General features: G+C 43.6%; 10 protein-coding genes. 5 read left to right on the top strand and 5 right to left on the bottom strand.

All coding sequences use genetic code 11. The annotated features are described in order from the left end of the window. Positions 1-96: 96 nt before the first annotated feature. A complete protein-coding gene (gene metH, locus PHC76_RS06530; RefSeq protein ID WP_299970917.1) occupies positions 97-3594 on the bottom strand; it encodes a methionine synthase in 3498 nt (1165 codons plus the stop codon). A 100-nt stretch (positions 3595-3694) separates the two neighbouring features. Between metH and PHC76_RS06525 the strand changes: the two genes are divergently transcribed. Further along, positions 3695-6232, top strand: coding sequence for an ABC transporter substrate-binding protein (locus PHC76_RS06525; RefSeq protein WP_299970914.1), 2538 nt, complete (start codon positions 3695-3697; stop codon positions 6230-6232). Between the two features lie 153 nt (positions 6233-6385). Further along, the gene (gene msrA / locus PHC76_RS06520) at positions 6386-6925 is read left to right on the top strand and encodes a peptide-methionine (S)-S-oxide reductase MsrA (protein WP_299970911.1); all 540 of its coding nucleotides are present in this window, start codon (positions 6386-6388) and stop codon (positions 6923-6925) included. Between the two features lie 31 nt (positions 6926-6956). On the opposite strand, the gene PHC76_RS06515 is transcribed toward msrA, so the two are convergent. Beyond that, on the bottom strand, positions 6957-8090 hold the full coding sequence (locus PHC76_RS06515) for an OmpA family protein (protein WP_299970908.1): 1134 nt from the start codon (positions 8088-8090) through the stop codon (positions 6957-6959). Between the two features lie 164 nt (positions 8091-8254). On the opposite strand from PHC76_RS06515, the gene PHC76_RS06510 reads away from it, so the two are divergent. Next, positions 8255-9202, top strand: coding sequence for an NAD(P)-binding domain-containing protein (locus PHC76_RS06510; RefSeq protein WP_299970905.1), 948 nt, complete (start codon positions 8255-8257; stop codon positions 9200-9202). A gap of 496 nt (positions 9203-9698) precedes the next feature. Here PHC76_RS06510 and PHC76_RS06505 read toward each other — a convergent pair whose 3' ends face one another. The 3 genes from PHC76_RS06505 to topA are packed head-to-tail and all read right to left on the bottom strand — an operon-like array spanning position 9699 to position 13287. Continuing rightward, the gene (locus PHC76_RS06505; protein ID WP_299970903.1) at positions 9699-10550 is read right to left on the bottom strand and encodes a biotin synthase; all 852 of its coding nucleotides are present in this window, start codon (positions 10548-10550) and stop codon (positions 9699-9701) included. Continuing rightward, positions 10547-11068 (bottom strand): metallophosphoesterase, encoded by a 522-nt coding sequence (locus tag PHC76_RS06500; RefSeq protein WP_299970900.1) that lies wholly within the window; start codon positions 11066-11068, stop codon positions 10547-10549. The genes PHC76_RS06505 and PHC76_RS06500 overlap by 4 nt, the downstream gene beginning before the upstream one ends. Beyond that, positions 11065-13287 carry a type I DNA topoisomerase gene (gene topA, locus PHC76_RS06495; protein ID WP_299970896.1) on the bottom strand — a complete coding sequence of 741 codons (2223 nt, stop codon included), beginning with the start codon at positions 13285-13287 and terminating at the stop codon, positions 11065-11067. The genes PHC76_RS06500 and topA overlap by 4 nt, the downstream gene beginning before the upstream one ends. Before the next feature lie 238 nt (positions 13288-13525). Here topA and PHC76_RS06490 point away from each other — a divergent pair, with 238 nt between their 5' ends. Both PHC76_RS06490 and PHC76_RS06485 read left to right on the top strand, forming a co-directional pair. After that, the gene (locus PHC76_RS06490; RefSeq protein WP_300209887.1) at positions 13526-14947 is read left to right on the top strand and encodes a flagellin B; all 1422 of its coding nucleotides are present in this window, start codon (positions 13526-13528) and stop codon (positions 14945-14947) included. A 389-nt stretch (positions 14948-15336) separates the two neighbouring features. After that, a partial coding sequence (locus PHC76_RS06485) for a calcium-binding protein (RefSeq protein ID WP_300209885.1) occupies positions 15337-22732 on the top strand: 7396 nt, incomplete at its 3' end.

Genomic DNA, 22732 nt, shown 5'->3' with positions numbered 1-22732 from the left:
ATAGGGTATGCAGGGGTGGATTTGAACTTTTCTTCCGTTTGTGGTGAGCTTGTCGAACCATGAATTCACCCTTCGACAGGCTCAGGGCGAACGGCGTTAAATACTATAATAACTCGCCTCTTTATGATGCACGACCAATGCCGTCGTACTCTGTTCGGGATGGATTTGGAACGTCTCAGAGAGGGTAATACCGAACTCTTCGGGTTTGAGCAAATCAAAAATAATCCGACTCGGTTCCAAATCAGGACATGCAGGGTATCCGAAGCTGTATCGTGCCCCCGCGTAACGGTTTAGGCGGACATCGCGCAAACTGAACCCTTCATCTGCACTCGCGATATTCAAATCCAAACGGATCTGTTTGTGTGCCACTTCGGCAAGCGCTTCGGCAAGCTCGACCCCGAACCCGTGTACCAGATTGTATTCTAAATACTCATTGGCGGCGTAAAGCTCTTTTTCATACTCGCTGAATTTATCTCCGACACTCACACAAGTAAGTGGCAATACATCATCGCGTGTATGGGTGAAAAAATCACTCAGTGCACGGTGGGGTGCTTTGCGCTGGCGCGGAAATTCAAACACATATTTGGCATTCCCGATCACCTCTTCGAGGTTTTGGCGGTTAGCATTTGCATCGATATTCCATCCGCAACTCTCATCGAAAATCAATAGTTCGTGGTCGCTGCTTCGGACAGGGTAGTATCCATAAATCACCGTCGGATCAAACAATCCCCGCTTGATAATTTCTGATTTAATACGCTCATAGGCAGGGTAGACTTTGGTCTCTAAAAGTTTTTTATACTCTTCTACCGGCATTCCTGCGCGTTTGTATCCCCAGTGCATTTTAAAGAGGCTTCGTTTATTGATCCATCCGCACACCATCTCAAAATCGAGTTGCTCTTTACGCAAAACTCGTCGTCCCCAAAACGGAGGAGTCGGAATTTTCACAACGCTTGGCATTTTTATCTCTGCGTATGGCGGGATCACAATATCGATCACCTCTTTGAGCGGTTTTTCAATCATATCACCGCCTAAGCGCGGGTCAAGTCCCACACTCGGGTCGGCGTTGTATTTTTCGATACGGCTCATCGCGATAACACCGTCAAACGCGTCGCGGCAGTAAAAGATCGCTCCACCGTAGATCGGTCGGCAGAAGTCATCGACGAAACTTCGGGTGAGTGCCGCACCGCCAAGTAGAACAGGTGTTGTAATCCCCTTGGATGTCATAATTTCAAGATTGTCTTTCATCACTTGGGTCGATTTGACGAGGAGTCCTGACATCCCAATGGCGTGAATATCATTCTCTTTCATAACATCGAGATACTCTTCGAGTTCGGTTTTAATCCCGATATTGATCACCTTGAACCCGTTGTTGGAGAGGATAATATCGACGAGGTTTTTCCCTACGTCGTGGACATCCCCTTTGACGGTGCCGATCACGAGGGTGGTATCGGTATCTTTTTCCTGTTTCGAGAGGTAGGGGTTGAGATAATCGACAGTCGTTTTCATCGTCTCGGCACTTTGCAATACAAACGGTAACTGCATTTTTCCCGATCCGAAAAGTTCACCGACCACTTTCATCGCATCGATGAGGATCTCATTGACGATACGGTCAGGATTGATGGTGTGACGCGCTTTTTCTACCAACGGAATCATCCGCTCTTTGTCCCCATCAAGAAGAAGTTGGGCAATTTTTTCCTCATCACTCATCGCCTCATAGGCTTCGTCGTTTTTGCCGTTATCAATAGTTTTATCACTGAAATGACCGATAAATTTAAAGAGGGACTGATCATCGGGATGGAACAGTAGCTCTTCACAGATAGATCGATCTTCCTCTGACATTTTGGCAAGCGGTACGATGTGTTTGACATTGATGATGACCGAGGTCATCCCCGCTTCGATACAGTGGTGTAAAAAGACGCTGTTCAAAAAGACACGGGCGTTCATGCTAAGACCGAACGAGATGTTGGAGAGTCCCAGTGTCGAGCCGACGTTCGGATATTTGGCATGAAGTTGACGGATCGCTTCAAGGGTTTGGATCGCGGCATCACGGTACTCCACATCACCGCTTCCCACCGTAAAGGTGAGCATGTCGAACATCAGGTTCCGTGGATCAATCCCGTGGCGGTTGACACACAAATCATAGATACGATCCGCGATGCGCATTTTATCCGCCGTCGTTTTTGCCATCCCTTTTTCGTCGATAACGAGACACACGAGCGCCGTTCCGAATTTTTTGGCGAGAGAACAAATAGCGTCTAAACGCTCTTCCCCGTCTTCGAGGTTGACCGAGTTGATGATCGGTTTACCGCCGATACATTTGAGCGCCTCTTCCATCGTGTTGACTCGCGTCGCATCAGGCATAAGAGGGAGGGGGATTTTTTGGTTGTAGAGTCTCATAACGTGTGCCATATCGATGGCACCATCACGCCCCGCAAACTCGACGTTGACATCGAGACAATGGGCCCCGTCGCGCACTTGGGCTTGACCTACGCTGAGAGTCCCCTCGTAATCACTGGCGATGATGAGCTCACGAAACGCTTTTGATCCTGTGGAGTTGGAGCGCTCTCCGATGAGGAGCGGCGAGGGTTCTTGGATCAGCTCTACTGTGTTGAAGAGCGATGCGATAGAGGGCTTCATTGCTCCGCTTGGCTTTTTAGGGGCAATAGATGAGACTTTGTTCACGAGGGCGCGGATATGCTGAGGGGTGGTTCCGCAACATCCGCCGAGGAAGCTCACTCCGTCGTAGTTTAAAAAGTCGCATTGCAACTGGGCAAACTCATCGGGTCCCATTGGGTAGTATGAAAAACCGCCGCGATTTTGAGGGAGCCCCGCATTGGCGTGAACGGAGATAGGTTTTCCCCACACTTCGGAGAGGGTACGAACGTGTTTGCCGTACTGCTCAGGGCCCGTACCGCAGTTAAAACCGAGACTGAGGATGTCGAACGGCTCTAAAATAGTCGCGATGGTTGCCGCATCGGTTCCGATGAGCATAGAGCCTGCGAGCTCGATGGTAACGGAGACCATAATCGGCAGAGTCGCTCCTCGCTCTTTGTTTGCCGCTTCACACGCATGAAGGGCCGCTTTGATCTGGAGCGGGTCTTGGCAGGTCTCTAAGAGGAAAATATCACATCCGCCGTCGATGAGTCCCAAACAACACTCCAAATATCCTGTGAACATTTCATCATAGTGGATGTGCCCTAGAGAGGGGAGTTTGGTTCCCGGTCCGATGGAGCCCAGAACATAACGGGGGTGTTCAGGGGTGGAAAACTTTTCGCACTCTGCCTTACAAACGGCAGCTCCCGCACGAGAGAGCTCATACGAGCGATGTCCGATCCCGTATTCATCGAGTACCCAGCTAAAAGAGCCGAAGGTGTTGGTGGTGATGAGATCCGCGCCCGCCGTGAGGTAAGCATGAAAAATATCGCTCATCACTGAAGTCGCAGTGACGTTGAGAAGTTCGTTACACCCCTCTAACCCTTCCCATGCACTATCGGGGATTTTATCGGCACGTTCTTGAAGTTGAGTTCCCATCGCACCGTCGATGATGAGGGGTCGGCGGGAGAGTGTTTCAAGAAGTGTTTGTTTGAGGGACATTACAGAGACCTTGTGTAATAAATAGTGTCGCGATTTTATCCAAAAGGAGCATAAGCTTCTCTAAGTATGAAAATATAATTTTTTTGCTACACTCTTCTGCATGAAAAAATTATTCTTATTATTTATTATTTTTACCAGTTTTTTATGGGCTCAAGAGAGTATTACGCTACAGCTACCGTGGCTCCACCAGTTTCAGTTTGCCGGATATTATGTCGCGAAAGAAAAAGGATATTACTCCGATGCGGGATTGGATGTGTCACTTCAAGATGCACGCACTAAACTTACTGCCCCTGAAGCGGTTTTAAGTAATAAAGCCCAATATGGGGTAGGGCGTTCATCGCTGATTGTCGATTATGCTCGCGGAAAACCTTTTGTCCTTATGGCGGCTCCTTTTCAATCTTCCCCTATGATGCTTTTAGTTCGAGCAGACTCTGGGATTAAAACAGCCAAAGATTTGAGGGGAAAACGTATCATGCTCACCGATGATACGATTGAGGGTATTGAGATACAAGCAATGATGAAAAGCGTTGGCTTGAACACAAAAGATTTACAACTGCAACCCCACTCTTATAATCCGATGTCGTTAGCGCGCAAAGAGACCGATGCAATGGTTGCCTATCTCTCTAATGAACCCTATGTCCTCAAAAAAGCAGGGATAGAGACCCAAGCCCTTTACCCAAAAGATTATGGGTTTGACTACTACAGCGATTTTTTATTTACCACCAAAGATGAGACTATTAGCCACCCTGAACGTGCGCAAGCGTTTTATGATGCATCAATACGGGGATGGTTATGGGCGTTTGAGCATATCGAAGAGACGGCTGCTATCATTTACAGAGATTATAACCCACAGCATAAATCACTCGAAGCCCTTATTTACGAGGGAAAAGTTCTTAAAAAATTAGCATTTAAAGATAATGTCCCTTTTGGGACGATAGATCCGGTGCGACTCGATATGATTGCGCAAGGGTACCGCTTGATGGGACTGATTGATCATCTCCCCTTATTTAAACCGTTGATTTTTAAAAATAGTAATTTACAGCTTAATGCTGATGAGATGAAATGGTTGAGTGAACATCCGATTATTCGCGTCGGGGTGGATAAAAATTGGCCCCCTATGGAATCGGTAGATAGTAACGGTGAATATTTTGGAGTGAGTGCTTCGTATTTAAAACTTTTAGAAAAACGGCTAGGGGTCAAATTCGAGATCGATTTTAACCATCCAAAATGGAGTGATTCATTAAGTGCGGTAGAAGATAAAAAACTCGATATGCTCGCGTGCGCCGCAATCACCTCTAAACGGCAAAGTAAGCTGAAATTTAGTCGTTCATACATGAAACAATCGATTGTTATTGTGGCTAATTCGGATGTCGGATATGTGTATCATCTCGATGATTTACGGGGTAAAACGATTGCCGTCGTCAAATCGTATGCAACGGAAGAATTTCTCAAAAAAAATTACCCTGATATTCAGACGGTTGTCGTGAACTCCTCTTTGGAAGCATTACAAGCGGTTAAAAAAGGGAAAGCGTACGCCTGTTTAGAGGGGCTAAATGTTGTTAGTTACTTGATAGAACGGCATGACCTTAAGGGGCTAAAAGTAGTCGGGGAAACACCTTATCAATACGATTTGGCATTTGCATTTCGAAACGATTGGGGGATGCTTGCTAACATAACCGATAAAGTACTCTCCACGATGACCCCTCAAGAGTATAAAGAGATACATGGACAATGGTTGGTAATGAAGCATCAAGAGCCAACCGACTATTTTTATGTTTGGACGTCGGCATTGGTTCTTGCAGGTATCTTTTTGTTGATAACGTATAAAAATCGACAGTTGGATGAACTGGTACGCCGACGTACCGATGAGCTAGAAGAGTTTAATCAGCGCTTGCAAGAAGAGATTGAGAAAGCGGTTGAAAAAAATCGGACACAAGAAAAAATATTGATGCAACAAGCAAAAATGGCCGAAATCGGTTCATTGGTAGAATCAATCGCCCATCAATGGCGTCAACCTCTCAATATTTTAGGTCTTTCCATGACAAAACTTAGTTTGGGATTTGGGTTTGGTCGTTCAGCAGAGATAGAAAAAACAATCGAAATAGTAGAACAACAAATTCAATATATGTCGCAGACTATTGATGATTTTAGAAACTTTTTTAAACAAGATCGTGTTCAAAGCCAAGTGAATATTTCACAAATCATAGCGGATGTTGAGACATTGCTCGGTCCATTGTTATTACGAAAAAAGATCACACTTGTTCGCACTATTGACCCTTCAGTCAGTGTAAAAGTCTATCCTAACGAGCTAAAACAGGTACTTATTAACATCGTCAATAATGCACGGGAAGCGATTGAGCATAGCAAGCAAAAAGAGAGAACCATTAGCATCTCTTGTGAGGATAACCAAAAATTTTGTACGATTGCTATCGAAGATAGTGGTGGCGGAGTACCGCTTCATATTATTGATAAAATTTTTGACCCCTATTTCACAACAAAATTTGAATCCCAAGGGACAGGAATCGGGTTGTATATGGCGAAGATGATTGTCGAAAAGCATTTTTTAGGGAAGTTGAGCGTCCATAATACGATTAATGGAGCGTGTTTTGAGATTCGAATAAATCATATCCTTAGTTAACCATCCAGCAAGCACGGCGAGATTGACGTAGTTTTTTTAGAAGCATTTTTTCTAATGAACTCATTCGTTGCATAATTTTCTCCTTTAGCTAAATTTTTGAAAGTATAGTTATGAGCGGTTACTGTATTGTTACAGAAAAAGATGGGAGAAGATATGGCACAGGTAGAAAAAGCTCTGTTAGGTGGTGGATGTTTTTGGTGTATAGAAGCTGTATATAGCCGTGTAATCGGAGTAAAGAGTGCCATTAGCGGTTATGCAGGGGGAATGCGTCCTCACCCTACGTATGAGCAAGTGTGTACAGGGGTTAGCGGTCATGCTGAAGTGGTTGAAGTAACGTATGATCCCTTGGTAATAACCTATGGAGAAATTTTAGAAATTTTTTGGACTATACATAACCCTACAACACTCAATTCCCAAGGAGCTGATCGTGGGACACAATACCGTTCCGTAATTTATTATTATAATAGTGATCAAAAAGAAAATGCATTGATCTCGATAGCAGAGGAACAAAAAAATTGGAGTGATCCGATTGTGACAGAACTTTTGCCTGCACCTGAGTTTTATCCGGCAGAAGGGTATCATCAAAATTATTATAGTGAACATCCGACGCAAGGGTATTGTTATGCAGTGATAGCACCAAAATTAGAGAAATTTATGAAGAAATTTGGAGAGAAGATAAAAGAGCAAGTATAGGCAAAGGACATTACTCCTTTGTCGTAATCAATTAGCGTGTAAGTTCAACTTCGATACGGCGGTTGTCAGCACGACCTTCTTTTGTTTTGTTTGTCGCAACCGGTTGAGATTCACCTTTACCTGCTGTTGCAATACGATCAGAAGCAACACCAGCTTTTACAAGCATATCTTTAACGCCGGCAGCACGTTTTTCAGAGAGTTTTTGATTAGAATCGGTAGACCCTACATCATCGGTATGCCCAACGATAGATGTTTTGTATGCTGGACTTGCTTTTAAGAACTCTGCAAACGCATTGACTTCAGCAGTCCCTTTTGCATCCACTGTATTTGAGTTAGTAGCATAGTTAAGGTGTAATGTCGCTGTAAGAGGACAACCGTCTGCATCTACTTTAAAACCGACTGGAGTATTAGGACATTTATCTTTAGGATCTAAAACGCCGTCTTTATCGCTATCAATCGGAGCAACAACAACCGGTTTTTGAGCAGGTACAACCACTGGAGCTGGTATAACTACTGGTGCAGGTACAACAACCGGAGCTGGAACAACAACCGGTTTTGGAGCTGGAACGATGACAGGTTCTTCAACCACTACTGGTTTAGGAGCTGGAACAACGACTGGAGCTGGAATAACAGGAGCAGCTTTTTTGTCAAATGCAAAGTTAAGCCCAGCCATGATGAGTAAACTGTTGTCCCAATCAAAATGGTTAAATTTCAACATTTCGATAGCTTCGAGTTTAAGGGCGATTTGATCGGTAATGCCCATTTTTACACCGGCACCGACATCAGCGAAAGCACCGTTATGGTTTAGATTATCAATTCCGTTTCCGCGATCAGTAATGTGTTCATAGCCAAGACCCGCTTTGGCAAACGGTGTAATATTATTACTGGTTTTATAATCATAGACACCATTGATAGCTGTACGCCAAATATCGGTTGCATGCGGTCTGATATATTCGTAATCGGCATTACTCCAAATTGCAGATACTTCCGGTTTTAAAAGTGAATCAACATCATTGTATTGAAATTCTCCACCAAAAGCAGTGTGATTATCGAGACGTTGCCCTGATGGGTATACATAACCTGCCATTGGAGTGATTTCATAATTATAGTCACTTGCGCTTACAAGTGTAGCGGCGAGCAACGCTGAGAGAGCGAATTTTTTCATGTTTGAGTCTCCTTAAGACTTTGCTAGATTTGTGAAAGAATAACATACGATTGTGATTGAATTGTTACTATTTTACGTTTAACCATATTTTTTTATCTTATTTTCGTTTTTTTTCTCTCTCTTTATGATAGAGTATATCTACGAGATTTTTTCGAGGAGTCAAAATGGAACATCTGTATCAATTAGCGATTATTGGAGCTGGACCTGCTGGAATAGCTACGGCAATTGAGAGCTATGCATTAGGGATGCGTGACATTGTTTTACTGGAAAAAGATGAAAATCACAATGCGACGATTCGAAAATTTTATAAAGATAACAAACGTGTCGATGTTGATTGGAAAGGGCAAAAAATTGAGTTGGACGGAACGATTTATTTCGTCGATGGAACCAAAGAAACAACACTTGATTTTTTCGATCAATTGCTTGATAATGAGGTTATGGAGCTTCGCACCCACACCGAGGTACAAAAAATTGTGAAAACAGATGAGGGATTTGAAGTATTTATTGCCGGAAGCTCCCTCCGTGCGAAATACGTGGTTGTTACTATCGGACGGATGGGTAAACCCAATAAACCCGATTATAAAATTCCTCCATCGATTAAAAATCAAGTTCATTATACTCTTGATGCATGTGGATCGGGAGAAAAAATTATGGTTGTCGGCGGCGGGGATTCGGCTATCGAGTATGCCGTAGAGCTGTGTGATCGTAATGAGGTTGCGATTTGTTATCGCAGAGGGACTTTTAGACGGGCTAATCCTACGAACCAAGCCGATATCGACCGTGTCGTTTCTGATGGCTTAGTACGGGCAATGCTCAACACAGAGATCGTCGAGCTTGAGAGTGAGGGTGGACAAGTAAAAGTTATTTTTGGAGATGGTGAATCTGAGCTGTTTGATCGACTGGTCTACGCTATCGGCGGAACAACGCCGAGCGGATTTTTGCAAAGCAGCGGAATCCGTGAAGAGGATGGAAAACCTGTCCATAATGAAGACTATGAGACCAATGTCGAGGGGCTTTTTGTCGCAGGAGATATCACCCAAGAATCGGGTGGCTCTATCGCGTTAGGATTGAATCACGGTTTCGCGATTGCGAACCATATTATGAATAAATAGTCTATTTATCGTCTGGCGTTAATGCAATCTCTCGCAAACTCCTCTTTGGGAGGGTATAGCCTTTTAACATATTATTTGTTATCTGCATTCCAACGAGGACGTTGGGAGTTTGTTGGGAGATTGTCGCGATTTTTTTTGGTTTTTACAACTTGTGAAAAAACTTTACCCCTAAATCAACTGTTATCTTATCCCCAATTTCAATTTTATTTCCTATATATTTTATTAATTATAAATTTTATGCACTATATAAGGCATAATCATTGCTATTGCTATTAGAGTCCCAATAGCAATACTTATCCAAACAATTAATTTCCAGACTAACTGCATTATTTTTTTCATTTTAACGTTCTCCCATCATTCATTGTTGAGTAATATACAACTCTCCCAAACTCCTATTTGGAAGTGTATAGCCTTTAGTTACTAAACTTTTACGCACCCTTTATCTGACGTTATGCATTCCCAACGAGGAGAGATTGGACGAGGAAAAAGGAATAGCCTATTTATCGTCCGGTGTTAACGCAATCTCAAACCCCATCTTTTGAAGCATCTCTAAATCAGCATGGGCTTCTCGTCCTGCGGTGGTGAGGTAGTTTCCGATTACGATGCTGTTTGCCCCTGCTTCAAAAATCTCATGTTGACGCTCTTTAAATGTGATTTCACGTCCTCCTGCAATCATAATCCGATCCGTTGAGTCTAAAATAGTGCGGGATAGACGGACTAAATTTAGGGCATCATCGATACTAAGAGGGCTAGGATTTAGCGGTAATGCTGGATTATGGTGGTAAAAGTTCAGTGGTACAGAGACGGGATTGAGTGCTTTCAGTGAATGGAGCATACTAAGATGGTCATTATCCGTTTCTCCCATCCCGAAAATACCACCACTGATTAGCTTTAACCCTACCGAGTTGACGTTTTCACACGTTTCATACCGCTCTTCCCACGGGTGGGTGGTACAGATTTGGGGATAAAACTCTCGACTGGTCTCCAAATTATGGTTATAGGCATGGATACCCGATTTTTGGAGCTCTTTGAGCTGATCGACACTTGCCGTACCGTTGCAGGCGATGAGCCGTAGTCGCGGCACTTCACGTCTGAGGGTTGAAGCGATGTTACAGACAAAGTCGAGGGTTTTATCATCCAACCCTTTTTGGGCAGTGACGAGACAAAATCCGAGGGCTCCAAGTGCTTCGAGGCGGCGAGCTTCCTCTAATATTTGATCCAATGGCTTTTGTTTATACCGTTCGATATCGGCTTTGTATTTGACACTTTGAGAGCAAAATTTGCAATCTTCGTTACAGGTTCCGCTATTGATGTTGCAGATAGAGCATAAAAATATTTTTTTGGTCATTTTTTGGATCTCTCAAAGGTATAGTGGGTCTCTTCAAAGATTTCGCTTCCGATAGCTCTGGAGTATTGGGTAACCACAAAAGAGATGTCGGTAATCTCTAACATCGCACACGATGAAAACGGCTCATCGCGCGCGCACGTCTCTCCCGGATTGAGGAAGAGGGTGTGGTGTTTAAAATCACACTCAAAGACATGGGTATGTCCAAACAGTATCACTTCGGCATCGGCATTCATGTAAAACGGTAGGTGCATCAGTTTGCATTTGGTGTTGGCTAATGTAAAATAGTGAGGCTCTTGGACAAGATTGTATTTGGTGTGAAACTCTACCAATCGTGCATCGTTGTTACCATAGACTGCCATGTATTTCAAACCGCTTTGTTTCAGCTGTTCTAAGATTTCAGGTTTGACGATATCTCCGGCATGGATTAGAAACTCTGCCCCCATTTGCTTGAGGTGGTTGATTGCTTTTTGAGAACGTCCAACTTTAGAGTGGGTGTCGGAGAGAATACCGATTTTCACTCACCACTCTCTTCTCGCGGTGTACGATCTTTACATTTGACACACTCGTAGACCTCTTTGTTACGGTAAGTACGTGGTGCGAGTGCACCACCACATCCGACAACCTCACATTTTTTATCACTCGGTTCAAATTTGGAGATAAATTTACATTTCGGATAGTGCTCACATCCCCAAAACGCTCCACGGCGAGATTGTCTCCATTGCAGTTTTCCGCCACAATCAGGACAAGGAACTTCGGAAAACTTGGTCTCTTGGTTGAGCGTTTTGGTATTTTTACACGTAGGATATCCGCTACAAGCGAGAAATTGTCCGTTGCGACCGTTTTTAATCACCATCGCACTTCCACATTTGTCGCACACCTCTTCGCTTGCTTCATCCGCTGTTGTCGGTGCCGCTTTTTGGTTCTCTTCGGTTTGTTCGGTGTATTTGCATTTCGGGAAACCGCTACAGGCGATAAACTCTCCGAAACGACCTGAGCGCAACAACAATTCACTGCCGCATTGTGGACAATTTCTCCCCAACGGTTTCGCCATTTTGAGGCTCACGATATCGGTTTTGCCCGCGTCTACTTTTGCCATAAACGGGTGATAGAAATCGAGGAGGATTTTTTGCCACGATTTCCCCTCTTCGCCGATTTCATCGAGGGTCTCTTCCATCGTTGCGGTAAAGTTGGCATCGACGATTTCGTTAAAATGTTTCTCTAACATCTCAGTGACGGTAAAGGCTATCTCGGTCGGGATAATGGCACGTTTTTCAATATCAATATAGTTACGTGCTTGGAGGGTTGAGACGGTTGGTGCGTAGGTCGATGGACGTCCAATCCCTTCTGATTCGAGTTTTTTAATCAAGCTCGCTTCGGAGTAGCGTGATGGGGGCTCGGTAAAGTGTTGCTCGGTTGAGATGGTTTGGATGTCGATTTTTTGACCTGTGGTGAGGGTCGGAAGTAGTTTGTCTTTGTCATCACTTCCCGTTACACGGTAAAATCCATCAAATAAGAGTTTGCGTCCGGTAGCACGAAACTCGGCCTTTTCGCTTTCAAAGGTGATGCTTTGTTGCTCAAAGCGGGCATCGTTCATCTGACACGCGATAAAGCGGTTGTAGATGAGACGGTAGAGTTTAATCTCATCGGGTTTTAGGTACGTTGCCGCTACCTCTGGGGTAAAGCTGAGCATCGTAGGGCGGATCGCTTCGTGCGCCTCTTGCGCCCCTTTGGATTTTTTCGTATAGACTTTTGGATTTTCAGGGAGATACGCTTTGCCATAGCGATTTAAAATCAGTTCGCGCGCCGCATCGACCGCTTCGGTAGCGAGGTTCAATGAATCGGTACGCATATAGGTGATAACACCGGAGACACCCTCGGGAGTTTTTACCCCTTCGTACAACGCTTGGGCTACCATCATTGTTTTCTTCGGAGAAAAGCTCAACGAGGAACTTGCCGCTTGTTGCAGAGTGGAGGTCATAAACGGCGGAGGGGTAGAACTTTTACGCTCTTTGGTCTCGATCTCTCCTACGGTGAAACTCTCTGCTTTGAGGGTCTCAACGATTTTTTTGGCGTTATCTCCTGTTTTAATAGTCAGTTTTTCGATTTTTTCATTCTCAAATTGGATGAGAGTTGCATCGATATCGGTTTTAAAGAGGGTATCAATGCTCCAATACTCTTCGGGGATAAAAGCACGGATTTCCCGTTCACGATCAACGACTATTTTAAGCGTTGAGGATTGAACCCGTCCGGCAGAGAGCCCTTTTTGGATTTTACTCGCGAGCAATGGCGAGAGTTTGTACCCCACGATACGATCCAATAAACGGCGTGCTTGTTGGGCATTTACACGATCCATATTGATAGTGCGTGGAGATTCCAATGCGTGCATGATTGCATTTTTGGTAATCTCATGAAACACGATACGCGGTAGCGACTCGGGGTCTTTGCCGATAGCATGGGCGATGTGCCAGCCGATAGCTTCTCCTTCGCGGTCCTCATCGGTCGCGAGGTAAATGGTCTCTGATTTTTTAGCGAGCTCTTGAATCTGTTTGACCGTTGCGGTACTGTCCTCACTGATTTTGTACTCAGGGGTAATGGTTTCGTTATCGATTTTGATCCCGAAGCGCGCTTTAGGCAAATCACGGATATGCCCTTTGGAAGCGATCACTTCATAGTCGTTGGTGAGAAAGTTTTTTATGGTCTTGGCTTTAGCCGGAGACTCTACAATGATGAGTTTCAAAAAATGAATCCTAAACGTTTATTTTCTGCCTCGTAAGAGGCAAGCTTTAGTAGCCTAAGCGGCAAGCGTAGCTAAAGGGGCTTAGCTCTTTTGGCGTACTATAATTAATGTATTTGTGAAAGTGTAACAAATTTTTTTGCAAAACCGTTAAAGTTTTATTTTTATCTCCCGATATAGTCTGTAACAGCAAGGATGCTGAATAACTTCAGAGCATAGCTCTAACGATAAAGGATTTATCATGGGATTTAAAATCAACACAAACATAGCGGCATTAAATGCTCACAACAACGCGATGATTAATAACCGTAGTTTGGATAGTTCTCTCTCTAAACTTTCAAGTGGTCTTCGTATCAATACAGCGGCGGACGATGCATCAGGAATGGCGATTGCGGATTCACTACGATCACAATCAAGTGCATTAGGACAAGCGATATCGAATGCGAATGACGGAATTGGTATGATCCAAGTTGCCGATAAAGCAATGGACGAACAACTAAAAATTCTTGATACAATTAAAACCAAAGCGACTCAAGCGGCACAAGACGGTCAAACAGCCGATTCTCGTAAAGCACTCCAAAAAGACATTACACGTTTGATTGAGAGTTTGAACACTATTGCCAATACCACTTCGTTCAACGGTCAACAAATGCTATCTGGTGGATTTAGTAATAAAGAGTTCCAAATCGGAGCATACTCAAACCAAACCGTTAAAGCGAGTATCGGGTCAACCCAAGCAACCAAAATCGGTTCAATACACGTAGAGACAGGTGCTACTGTAACAGCTTCAAGTAATCTTGCAGCCGTGATCAACGGTGTAACACTAGAGTCTGTAAAAATCAGTACCAGTGCAGGGAGCGGATTAGGTGCTCTTGCGGCTGTTATCAACAAAAACCAAGATCAACTTGGTGTTCGTGCGACAGCAAATGTTGAGCATTCAATGACAGCATCCCTAACAGCTGGAGATGTTGTTAGTCTTTCTATTAATGGTGTTAAAATCGGAACGATCAGCGGTGTACAAACCGGAGATAATGACGGACGTTTGGTGAATGCGATCAATGCGGTTAAAACGCAAACCGGAGTAGAAGCATTTACCGATACACAAGGTCAATTGCATTTGCGAAGCCTTGATGGACGCGGTATTGTAGCAACTGCCGGAGCAGGTACCTTCTCAGGGGTTACAACGTACGGACGATTGACATTGACTCGCTTGGATTCACGTGATATCACAATGACAAGTGCGGGGATGGCTAATTCAGCAAATACAACTGTCAACTTGAACGATGTTATCAATTCTTTTGATGCCAATGTTGCGAGTGCAGCCGGAGCACATGTTCTTTCAAGTGCAACTAGCGCACTCGGTACGGGTGTTGAGACACTTCGCGGAGCGATGTTGGTTATGGATATTGCTGAATCAGCACAAAAATTGCTTGATTCTATCCGTTCGGATCTTGGTTCAGTCCAAAATCAAATGGTATCAACGATCAATAATATCTCTGTAACGCAAGTAAATGTTAAAGCGGCAGAGTCGAATATTCGTGATGTCGATTTTGCGGCAGAATCTGCGAACTTCTCTAAATACAACATCCTTGCTCAGTCTGGCTCTTATGCTATGTCTCAAGCAAATGCTGTTCAACAAAATGTTCTTAGACTACTTCAGTAGTCTAAATAAAGCAGCGTAAGCTGCGAGGGCATTTCCTCGAAAGTGTTCTTGGTTTGCTACAATAGTAGCAAATGATATTGCCGCGTAGCGGTGCACATTTCTTTAGAAAACGTATTGAGATTGTTACAATAGTAACAATCTCATATAGCAACCTTCGGGTTGCAATCTTTCATAAATTCTCTTCAATTTCCTTTTTTTTGTCTTTTTTTATCTATGGTACACCTTTTGCTTTTTACTAAAAAATTCTTAATTTTAGTGTGTAATAATTTTTTTGCTTACTCGGTTATAGATTTGAGTTATAATAGGTTACAGAATTTTTTGAATACGTCGATATTTATGATAGATAACTCCACCTAAACTGCAATAAGGCAGAACCAAAAGGATTGACAATGGCAGCAACAGTAGTAATAGCAGATAAAGCGCATACTCTTGGTACAGCAAGTGATTATATTGATGGTAGTGCTAATCTAAGCACAGGTGCAACGTTTAGTACCACAGCATCGGCAGGATTGGTTAGTGGTGATACCCTCACAATCAGTGGATTATTGCAATACGATACGATTGCAATAGCAACAGGAACAGCAACGTCTCGGGTTCAGTTTGTAGCGGGTAATAATAGTATCCAATACAGTAGTGACAGTGGAGCTACATGGGCAACGATAGGGAATATTGATCCAATCAATATTTCTACGACAAAAATTACGTTTACCCAAACAGTTACAGATGTAATTGTTCAAACGTTGTTACGCTCATTGACTATCAGTACAAATACTACGACAGGAACTGTTGTTGATACAAGAGCGTTAAGTTTTACTTTTGCAGGGAGCCAGGCGGGAACGGATGCTTCGGCATTGAGTATTGTAGGGAGTGCAAGTGCTGATACTATCCTTTATACTGCGGCAGCAAATGGATTTGATCCTCTTGGTGGGAATGATATTTTAAAAGTTGATACCGGTATGGGGTCATTGACGCTCGATATGAAAACGGCATCAACATTAGAAAAATTTGAAGTTCTTGATGCTACTAATGCTAACTCTGCTATCGATCTTACTCTCGGTGGAACGGTAAAAACCGTTACGTTGGGTTCAGCCGTTGATACGATCAATATTGCAGCTTCTACCGATATGGGAACGGTGAGTGTAAATGGTGGAGCAGGACGCGACGTACTCAATGCAACCGCAGGGGTGACATTGATCGGTACTGATTTGGCAAAACTATCCAGTGTTGAGATTTTGACTCTCTCAAATAATGTTAATAGTGTAACTTTAGGTGCGACTGATAGTATTGATACTATTAATGGCGGGAGTGCGGTAGATACAATTGATGCGAGTGCTCGTACTGTTAATGTAGCAGTCTCCGGTGCCTATGATTTGTACATCAATGCAGGGGATGGTAATGATGTTGTCAAAGCAAGTGCGGGAAATGATCATATCGATTTAGGAAATGGAAACAATACCTTAACGGTAACAAGTACTAATCTTGATTCAGATGATACGATTATTGGAGGAACAGGAACCGATAAAATTATCCTCAACGGTGCGACGATTAGTGATGTGGCATTTACCCATATTACATCTGTTGAAACAGTTGAGGGGATTGCAACTACTACAACGGTTACATTAGGGGATAAAGCAAAAACTGCCGGTATTACGAAAATCGATTTGGCAACCACAGCGGCGACAGGTGCGGCAGTGGTAGACCTATCGTCGATGACGAGTGATGGTGCTTTTACGGTTTTAGCAGGGACAGGGGGAACGACGGTCAAGATGACTGCTACTAATGTCGCGGTTGGAAATGATACTCTTACGGGCAATGCTACCTCGACTGCGGATATTTTAGAGGTGACCACGGCGGGAGCATTGGGAACGGTGGCGGGTACGGTGACCAATATGGATACACTACTCCTTTCGGCGGCTACCGGAGATTCAAGTGTGACGATTGTAGATGCTAATAATTTTAAAGCCGTTACTGCAACGGGTGCAGGCAATACTACGATTGATGCCCATTTAGAATTGGACGTTACGGGTGGAATTACGATTACAACTGCAAGTGGCAATGATACGATTACGACGGGCGCGACCACCACAGGTGTAGCGATCAATGCTGGAAATGGTAATAATACTATTACTGTAGGAACAGCAACCAATAGCATTACGACAGGAAGTGGTGATGATATCGTTAATCTTGGAGCGGGAATAGATGCTGTAAGTCTTGGGGGAAGTGGTGCTCTCATCAACAGTGCCGATACCGTCAAAGTTGCGTATGCTGATTTTACCATCGCTGATACAGTTACAGGGACGGGTAATGTAGTTTTGGAGTTTACGACAGCAACGGCTGAAAGTGATAGCAACTCTGATAATATTATGGATACCAATACGGTAGAATCCAAAATTAAAGCGACAGGGAATGCGATCGATACTATCAAGCTTGATGCGTTAGGTGCACAAAGCGTTACCCTTGGGGCAAATACTAAAGCAGCTGGAATTACTGAGCTTGACGGATCGGCACTTACCGGTTCATTGACCGCTGATTTGAGTGTGCTGGCACCGACAAGCGGAACCTTTACGGTCAAAGGGGGAGATGTAGCGGATACAGTCATTATGAAAACTGCTGATCTTACTGCCACAACATCGATTCAGGGTGGAAATGGAAGTGATGTCCTCAAGATTATTGATGTTGCTACGGTTGTGGACAGTGATTTTACCCTCTCTACAAATCTTGAGAACCTTGTCATAGCCAAAAATGGTGCACACAGTATTACATTGGGTGATGCTGCCAAAACAGCTGGAATTAGAATTATTAACACGTCGATGGATACGATTACGGTTCCTGCTACCCCTACGCTTCAAACTACGGGATCCACTATCGATGTTTCAAGTATGGTTAATGATGCGAATTTGACAATTACAATGGGAAGTGGTATTGATACCATTAAAATGAACAGTGCACAGCTTACCAGTGGTGATACTATTAATATGGGAGCAAACATTAGTGGAGGTGATACGTTAGAATTTACCGATAGTGCCGATATTTTAGATACTGCGTTTACGAATGTGTCGAATGTTGAAATTGTCAAATTACATGCAGGAACGGGACAAAAACTGACGCTTGCTGCTGAAGCACTGGGTGCGGGGATATTAGAGATCGATGCAGCTGCTGCAACGGCGAGTACCATCGATGCTTCTGCAATGGCGGCTCTTGGATTAAGAATTACAACGGCCGCGGGAGATGATACCGTTTCTTTAGGAAGCGGTGTTGCGAACGTTGTCACCGGTGTCGGTGATGATACTGTTAAAGTAACTACGGCAAACTTGACTGGAGCGGACAGTATTGATGGTGGTACGCATACGATTGGAGATACCCTTGTAATTACCGACGCAGCAGCTTTAACAGATAGCAGTTTTGCAAAAGTGTCTAATTTTGAAGCGGTCAAACTTTCAGATTTTGGTGGACAGACGGTAACGCTAGGGTCTGCCGCAAAAGCAAAAGCGATTGCCAACATCGATGCATCGGCATTAAGTACAGGTCATGCTGTGAGCGTAACGCTTGATAGCAGTTATGATGCTTCAACCGTAAAAGTAACGGGTGGTGCCGGAGATGATGTTCTTAATGTGTCACATGGAGTTGTAACCAGCACATTAACCTATATCGGAGGAAACGGTACGGATACTCTTCAATTGAGTGATAATGCATCGATTGTTGATACTGATCTTGCTGGATTGCAAAGTATTGAAAAAATTAAATTAGCAGACTCATCAACAGCACAATCAATCACTTTGGCGGCTAATGCCAGTGCTGCAGGTATTAGTATCATTGATGGTAGTGCATTAAATGCAAATGGTAGTATTACCATTGATGCTTCGGCGATGAGTACTAATGTCAATATCTCGACTGTAGGAACGGTGAATCGAACGGGAGGAGCAGATATTATTACTGCCGGACATGGTAATGATACGATCAATACTGGTGCAGGGGATGATATTATTAAAATATCGAGCGATTATCTCAATAGTGGAGATACGATTGATGGAGGATCTCAAACAACACGAGATACATTGGAGATTACTTCTTCTTCAACAAACATTAGTGATGCGGCATTTACGAATGTTTCACATATAGAATTGATTCAATTGAGCGGAACTGGTCTCTATAATTTAACACTTGGAACTATCGCTGGTGGACAATCGTTGAGTAATGTTGACGTTATTGGTACAGGCGGTGCTAATATTACCCTCTCTGCCCTCACTGCTGCTGCTCTTATCAACGGTGGAGCAGGTATTGAGACTATTACCTTAGCTGCAAATGCACAAGCGAATACATTAAATCTTGGTGGCGGAGATGATGTGATCAAAATCGATGCTGCAGAATTGACTGCGGCGGATAGTATTGATGGTGGAGGAAATAGTGATACTATAGAGATCACTACTGCTACAAGCGGGACACTTACGGATGCTGATTTTACATTGGTACGTAATGTTGAAACATTAAAACTAGATGTTAATGCTAATCAAGATGTGGCACTTGGAGATAAAGCACTCAATGCGGGAATCCGTACCATTGATGCGACTATTATGGGTACAGGAAAAACGTTAAGCATTGATATGAGCGGTATGGCAACTGATGTTGGGATGACTATTAATAGTGGTTATGGTGATGATACATTCAAAATAGCTGCGGGGGAACTCACAAGTGGTGATACTATTCATGGGAATCTCGGAAATGATACAATAGAGTTTGTCGGTGCAGTGACATTAGTCGATAGCGCATTTACAAATGTTGATAGCGTTGAAATTATCAAGTTGGGTGCGGGGAATGATCAATCTTTGACATTGGGAAATTTGGCCCGTCATGCTGGAGATGGGATTAAAGAGATCAATGGGGCAGCTGCAACAAATGTAACAGTGGATCTTTCCTCTATGAGTAGTGATATGGACCTAAAGTTTACGGGAGGAACCGGAGCTGATACGATTAAAACGAAAGCGGCACAGCTGACAGCTAGCGATACATATATCGGGGGTAATGGAACCGATACGATTGAATTTATTGATCAGGTTAATTTGGATACAAGTCTCTTTACGGGAGTTAGCGGTTTTGAAAAAATCAGTCTCAATGATGCTACAAAAACTGATGCACAAACATTGACACTAGCCAATAGTGCAACATTAAATACCGTAGATGCATCCACAATTACCGGTGTCGTTACCGTTGATGCACATACGTTTACCAATGCGTTAAATATTACAACAGGTACAGGTGCCGATATTGTTACGATTGGAAATGGTGTTAATACAATCGATATGGGTGGAGGTAATGACAAGGTAATTATGACTAGTGCGGCATTGGCGGATGCTAATGCTGATACACTGGTCGGTGGTGCCGGAACCGATATTCTTGAGGTTACTGGTACAACTGCTATCACAGATGCGAAACTCACAGCAATAACCGGTTTTGAAACGCTCAAATTGAGTGGCACAGGTGATAAATCGGTTACGGTTGCAGATACTCATGCAAAAGCCAACGGTATTACGACCGTGGATGCTTCTACAACTACAGGTTTGAATACAATCGATGCTGGTGGCTATAGCGGAGCCATTACTATTAATGGAGGAAGTGGTGTCGATACGATCACCGCAGGTACTTCCAATAATACGATTAGTGCTGGTGATGGTAATGATGTGATATATGTTAGTGCCGCAACACTTAATTCCGGTGATACGATTGATGGCGGTATCGGAAATGATACTATTATTTTGAGCGGTTCAGCTAGTTTGCTCGATGCGAATTTTACCAATATCACTAATGTAGAGAAAATAATACTTGCTGATGCTAACAACCAAAGCATTGTGATCGGTGATGAAGCTATCAATGGGGGAAGTGGAATTACAGAGGTAGTTGCTGCGCTCACAGGAACCAATAAAGTGACAGTAGACCTTTCACAAGCAAGTACGAATGCTAATACAAAAGTAACAACAGGTGCCGGTGCCGATACAATCAAAATAAAATCAGCAGATATATCGTCAGCTGATCTTATCAATGTGGGTGGTGGAACGGATGTCTTAGAACTCACAACTGCTGCAGGATTAGTAGCGGGTGACATGAGCGGACTTACCGGATTTGAAACGTTGAAACTTGCTAATGTTAATGCAATACAAACGGTGACATTGGCAGACGGTAAATTTAATAGTGTTGATGGTTCAGCAATCACCTATGCTCAAGCAGTAACGGTTGATGCAACGTTGCAAGCGGGGGCGTTAGCGATCACTACTGCTGGAGGGAATGATGTTCTTACTTTGGGAAGTGGAGCAAATACGATAAATAGTGGTAGTGGAGCAGATACGATCAAAATCACAGCGGCTAGTTTTACTAGTGGAGACGCTATTAATGCCGGAGACGGAGCGGATGTCCTACAAATCTCAGGTACAGCGACAATTATTGATTCACAATTTAATAATGCTGGCACGCTTGGGATTGAAACACTGAAATTAATGACGGATGGCACCGGTCAATCGGTAACAATCGCAGCAAATGCATCATTAGCCGGGGTCAATACGGTAGATACTACTGTACTTACCAATGGTGCAACAATCAATGCCACTGGCATGACAACAGCAGTAACCGTCAATGCAGGAAGTGGTGATGATACGATTAAAATGGGGCAAGGGATTGATACGATCAACGCTGGAAGCGGAAATGATACTATTGAAATAGCGAGTGGTTATTTGACCGGAGCAGATCATATCAATGGGGATGGAGGAACTGCAGATGTTCTTAAAATCACCGATACTGCTGCAATCACCGATGCAATGCTTGTAAATGTAAAAACGATTGAAACAATCAAATTGAGTGATAGTGCAACCGACCAAACGATTGCACTTGGTGCTAACGCAAAAGCGAATAATCTTTTGATCGTAGACGCTACGGCATCAGTTGCTACCCATAATATTTCGATTGATATCGGCGGATTAAGTGGAAAAGATGTAACAATCAACGGTGGTGCTGGAAATGAAACCGTTGTTATGTCTTCTGCTGATTTGAGTGCTACTGATTCTATTGCATTGGGTCTAGGAGGATCGGATATATTAGAGTTCACAGATGCCGTGAATTTAACAAACACGGCATTACAAGCAGGTCTTAGCGGAATCAATACGATCAAATTGAGTGATAATACTAACGTATTAACGGTCGCTAATGGAATTGGAACAGATGTAACAGTAAATGCGACTGCCGCAACAGGTACGAAAACATCGACAATCGATGTAAGCGCTATTACGAGCAGTGTTACAGTCAATACCTCAGTCGGAAATGATACTATTACTCTCGGTAGCGGTGTGAATACGGTAAATGCTGGATTGGGCGATGATATTATTATCATATCTAATACGAATTTTACCAATGCCAATACAGATACTATCGATGGTGGTGTAGGGACAGCGGATGAGTTAAAAATTAGTGGTGTTGCAACGTTGGTAGATGCCAATTTCGCTAATGTGACGAATGTGGAAAAACTAACGTTGACCAGCACAGGCGCACACACATTGACCCTCGGAGATGAAGCGATAAAAACAGCGAGCGGAGGATATATCCGAACCGTTAATGCATCTGCTGCCGGGGCAAATGCTGTACAAATTAATCTCTCAACTGCAACCGTAGATGCTGATATGAGTATCACGACCGGAACCGGGGCGGATACAATCACAATGCGCCAAGCAGACTTGGCATCAACCGATACAATTGCTGTAGGGACAGGGGCGGATGAACTCATCTTGACCGGAACAGGAAGCGTTG

Origin of the sequence: Sulfuricurvum sp. (assembly GCF_028710345.1) — a bacterium.
Classification (GTDB): Bacteria; Campylobacterota; Campylobacteria; order Campylobacterales; family Sulfurimonadaceae; genus Sulfuricurvum.
The sequence above is the reverse complement of the archived record's forward strand: the minus strand, read 5'-3'. Positions and strand labels throughout refer to the sequence as shown.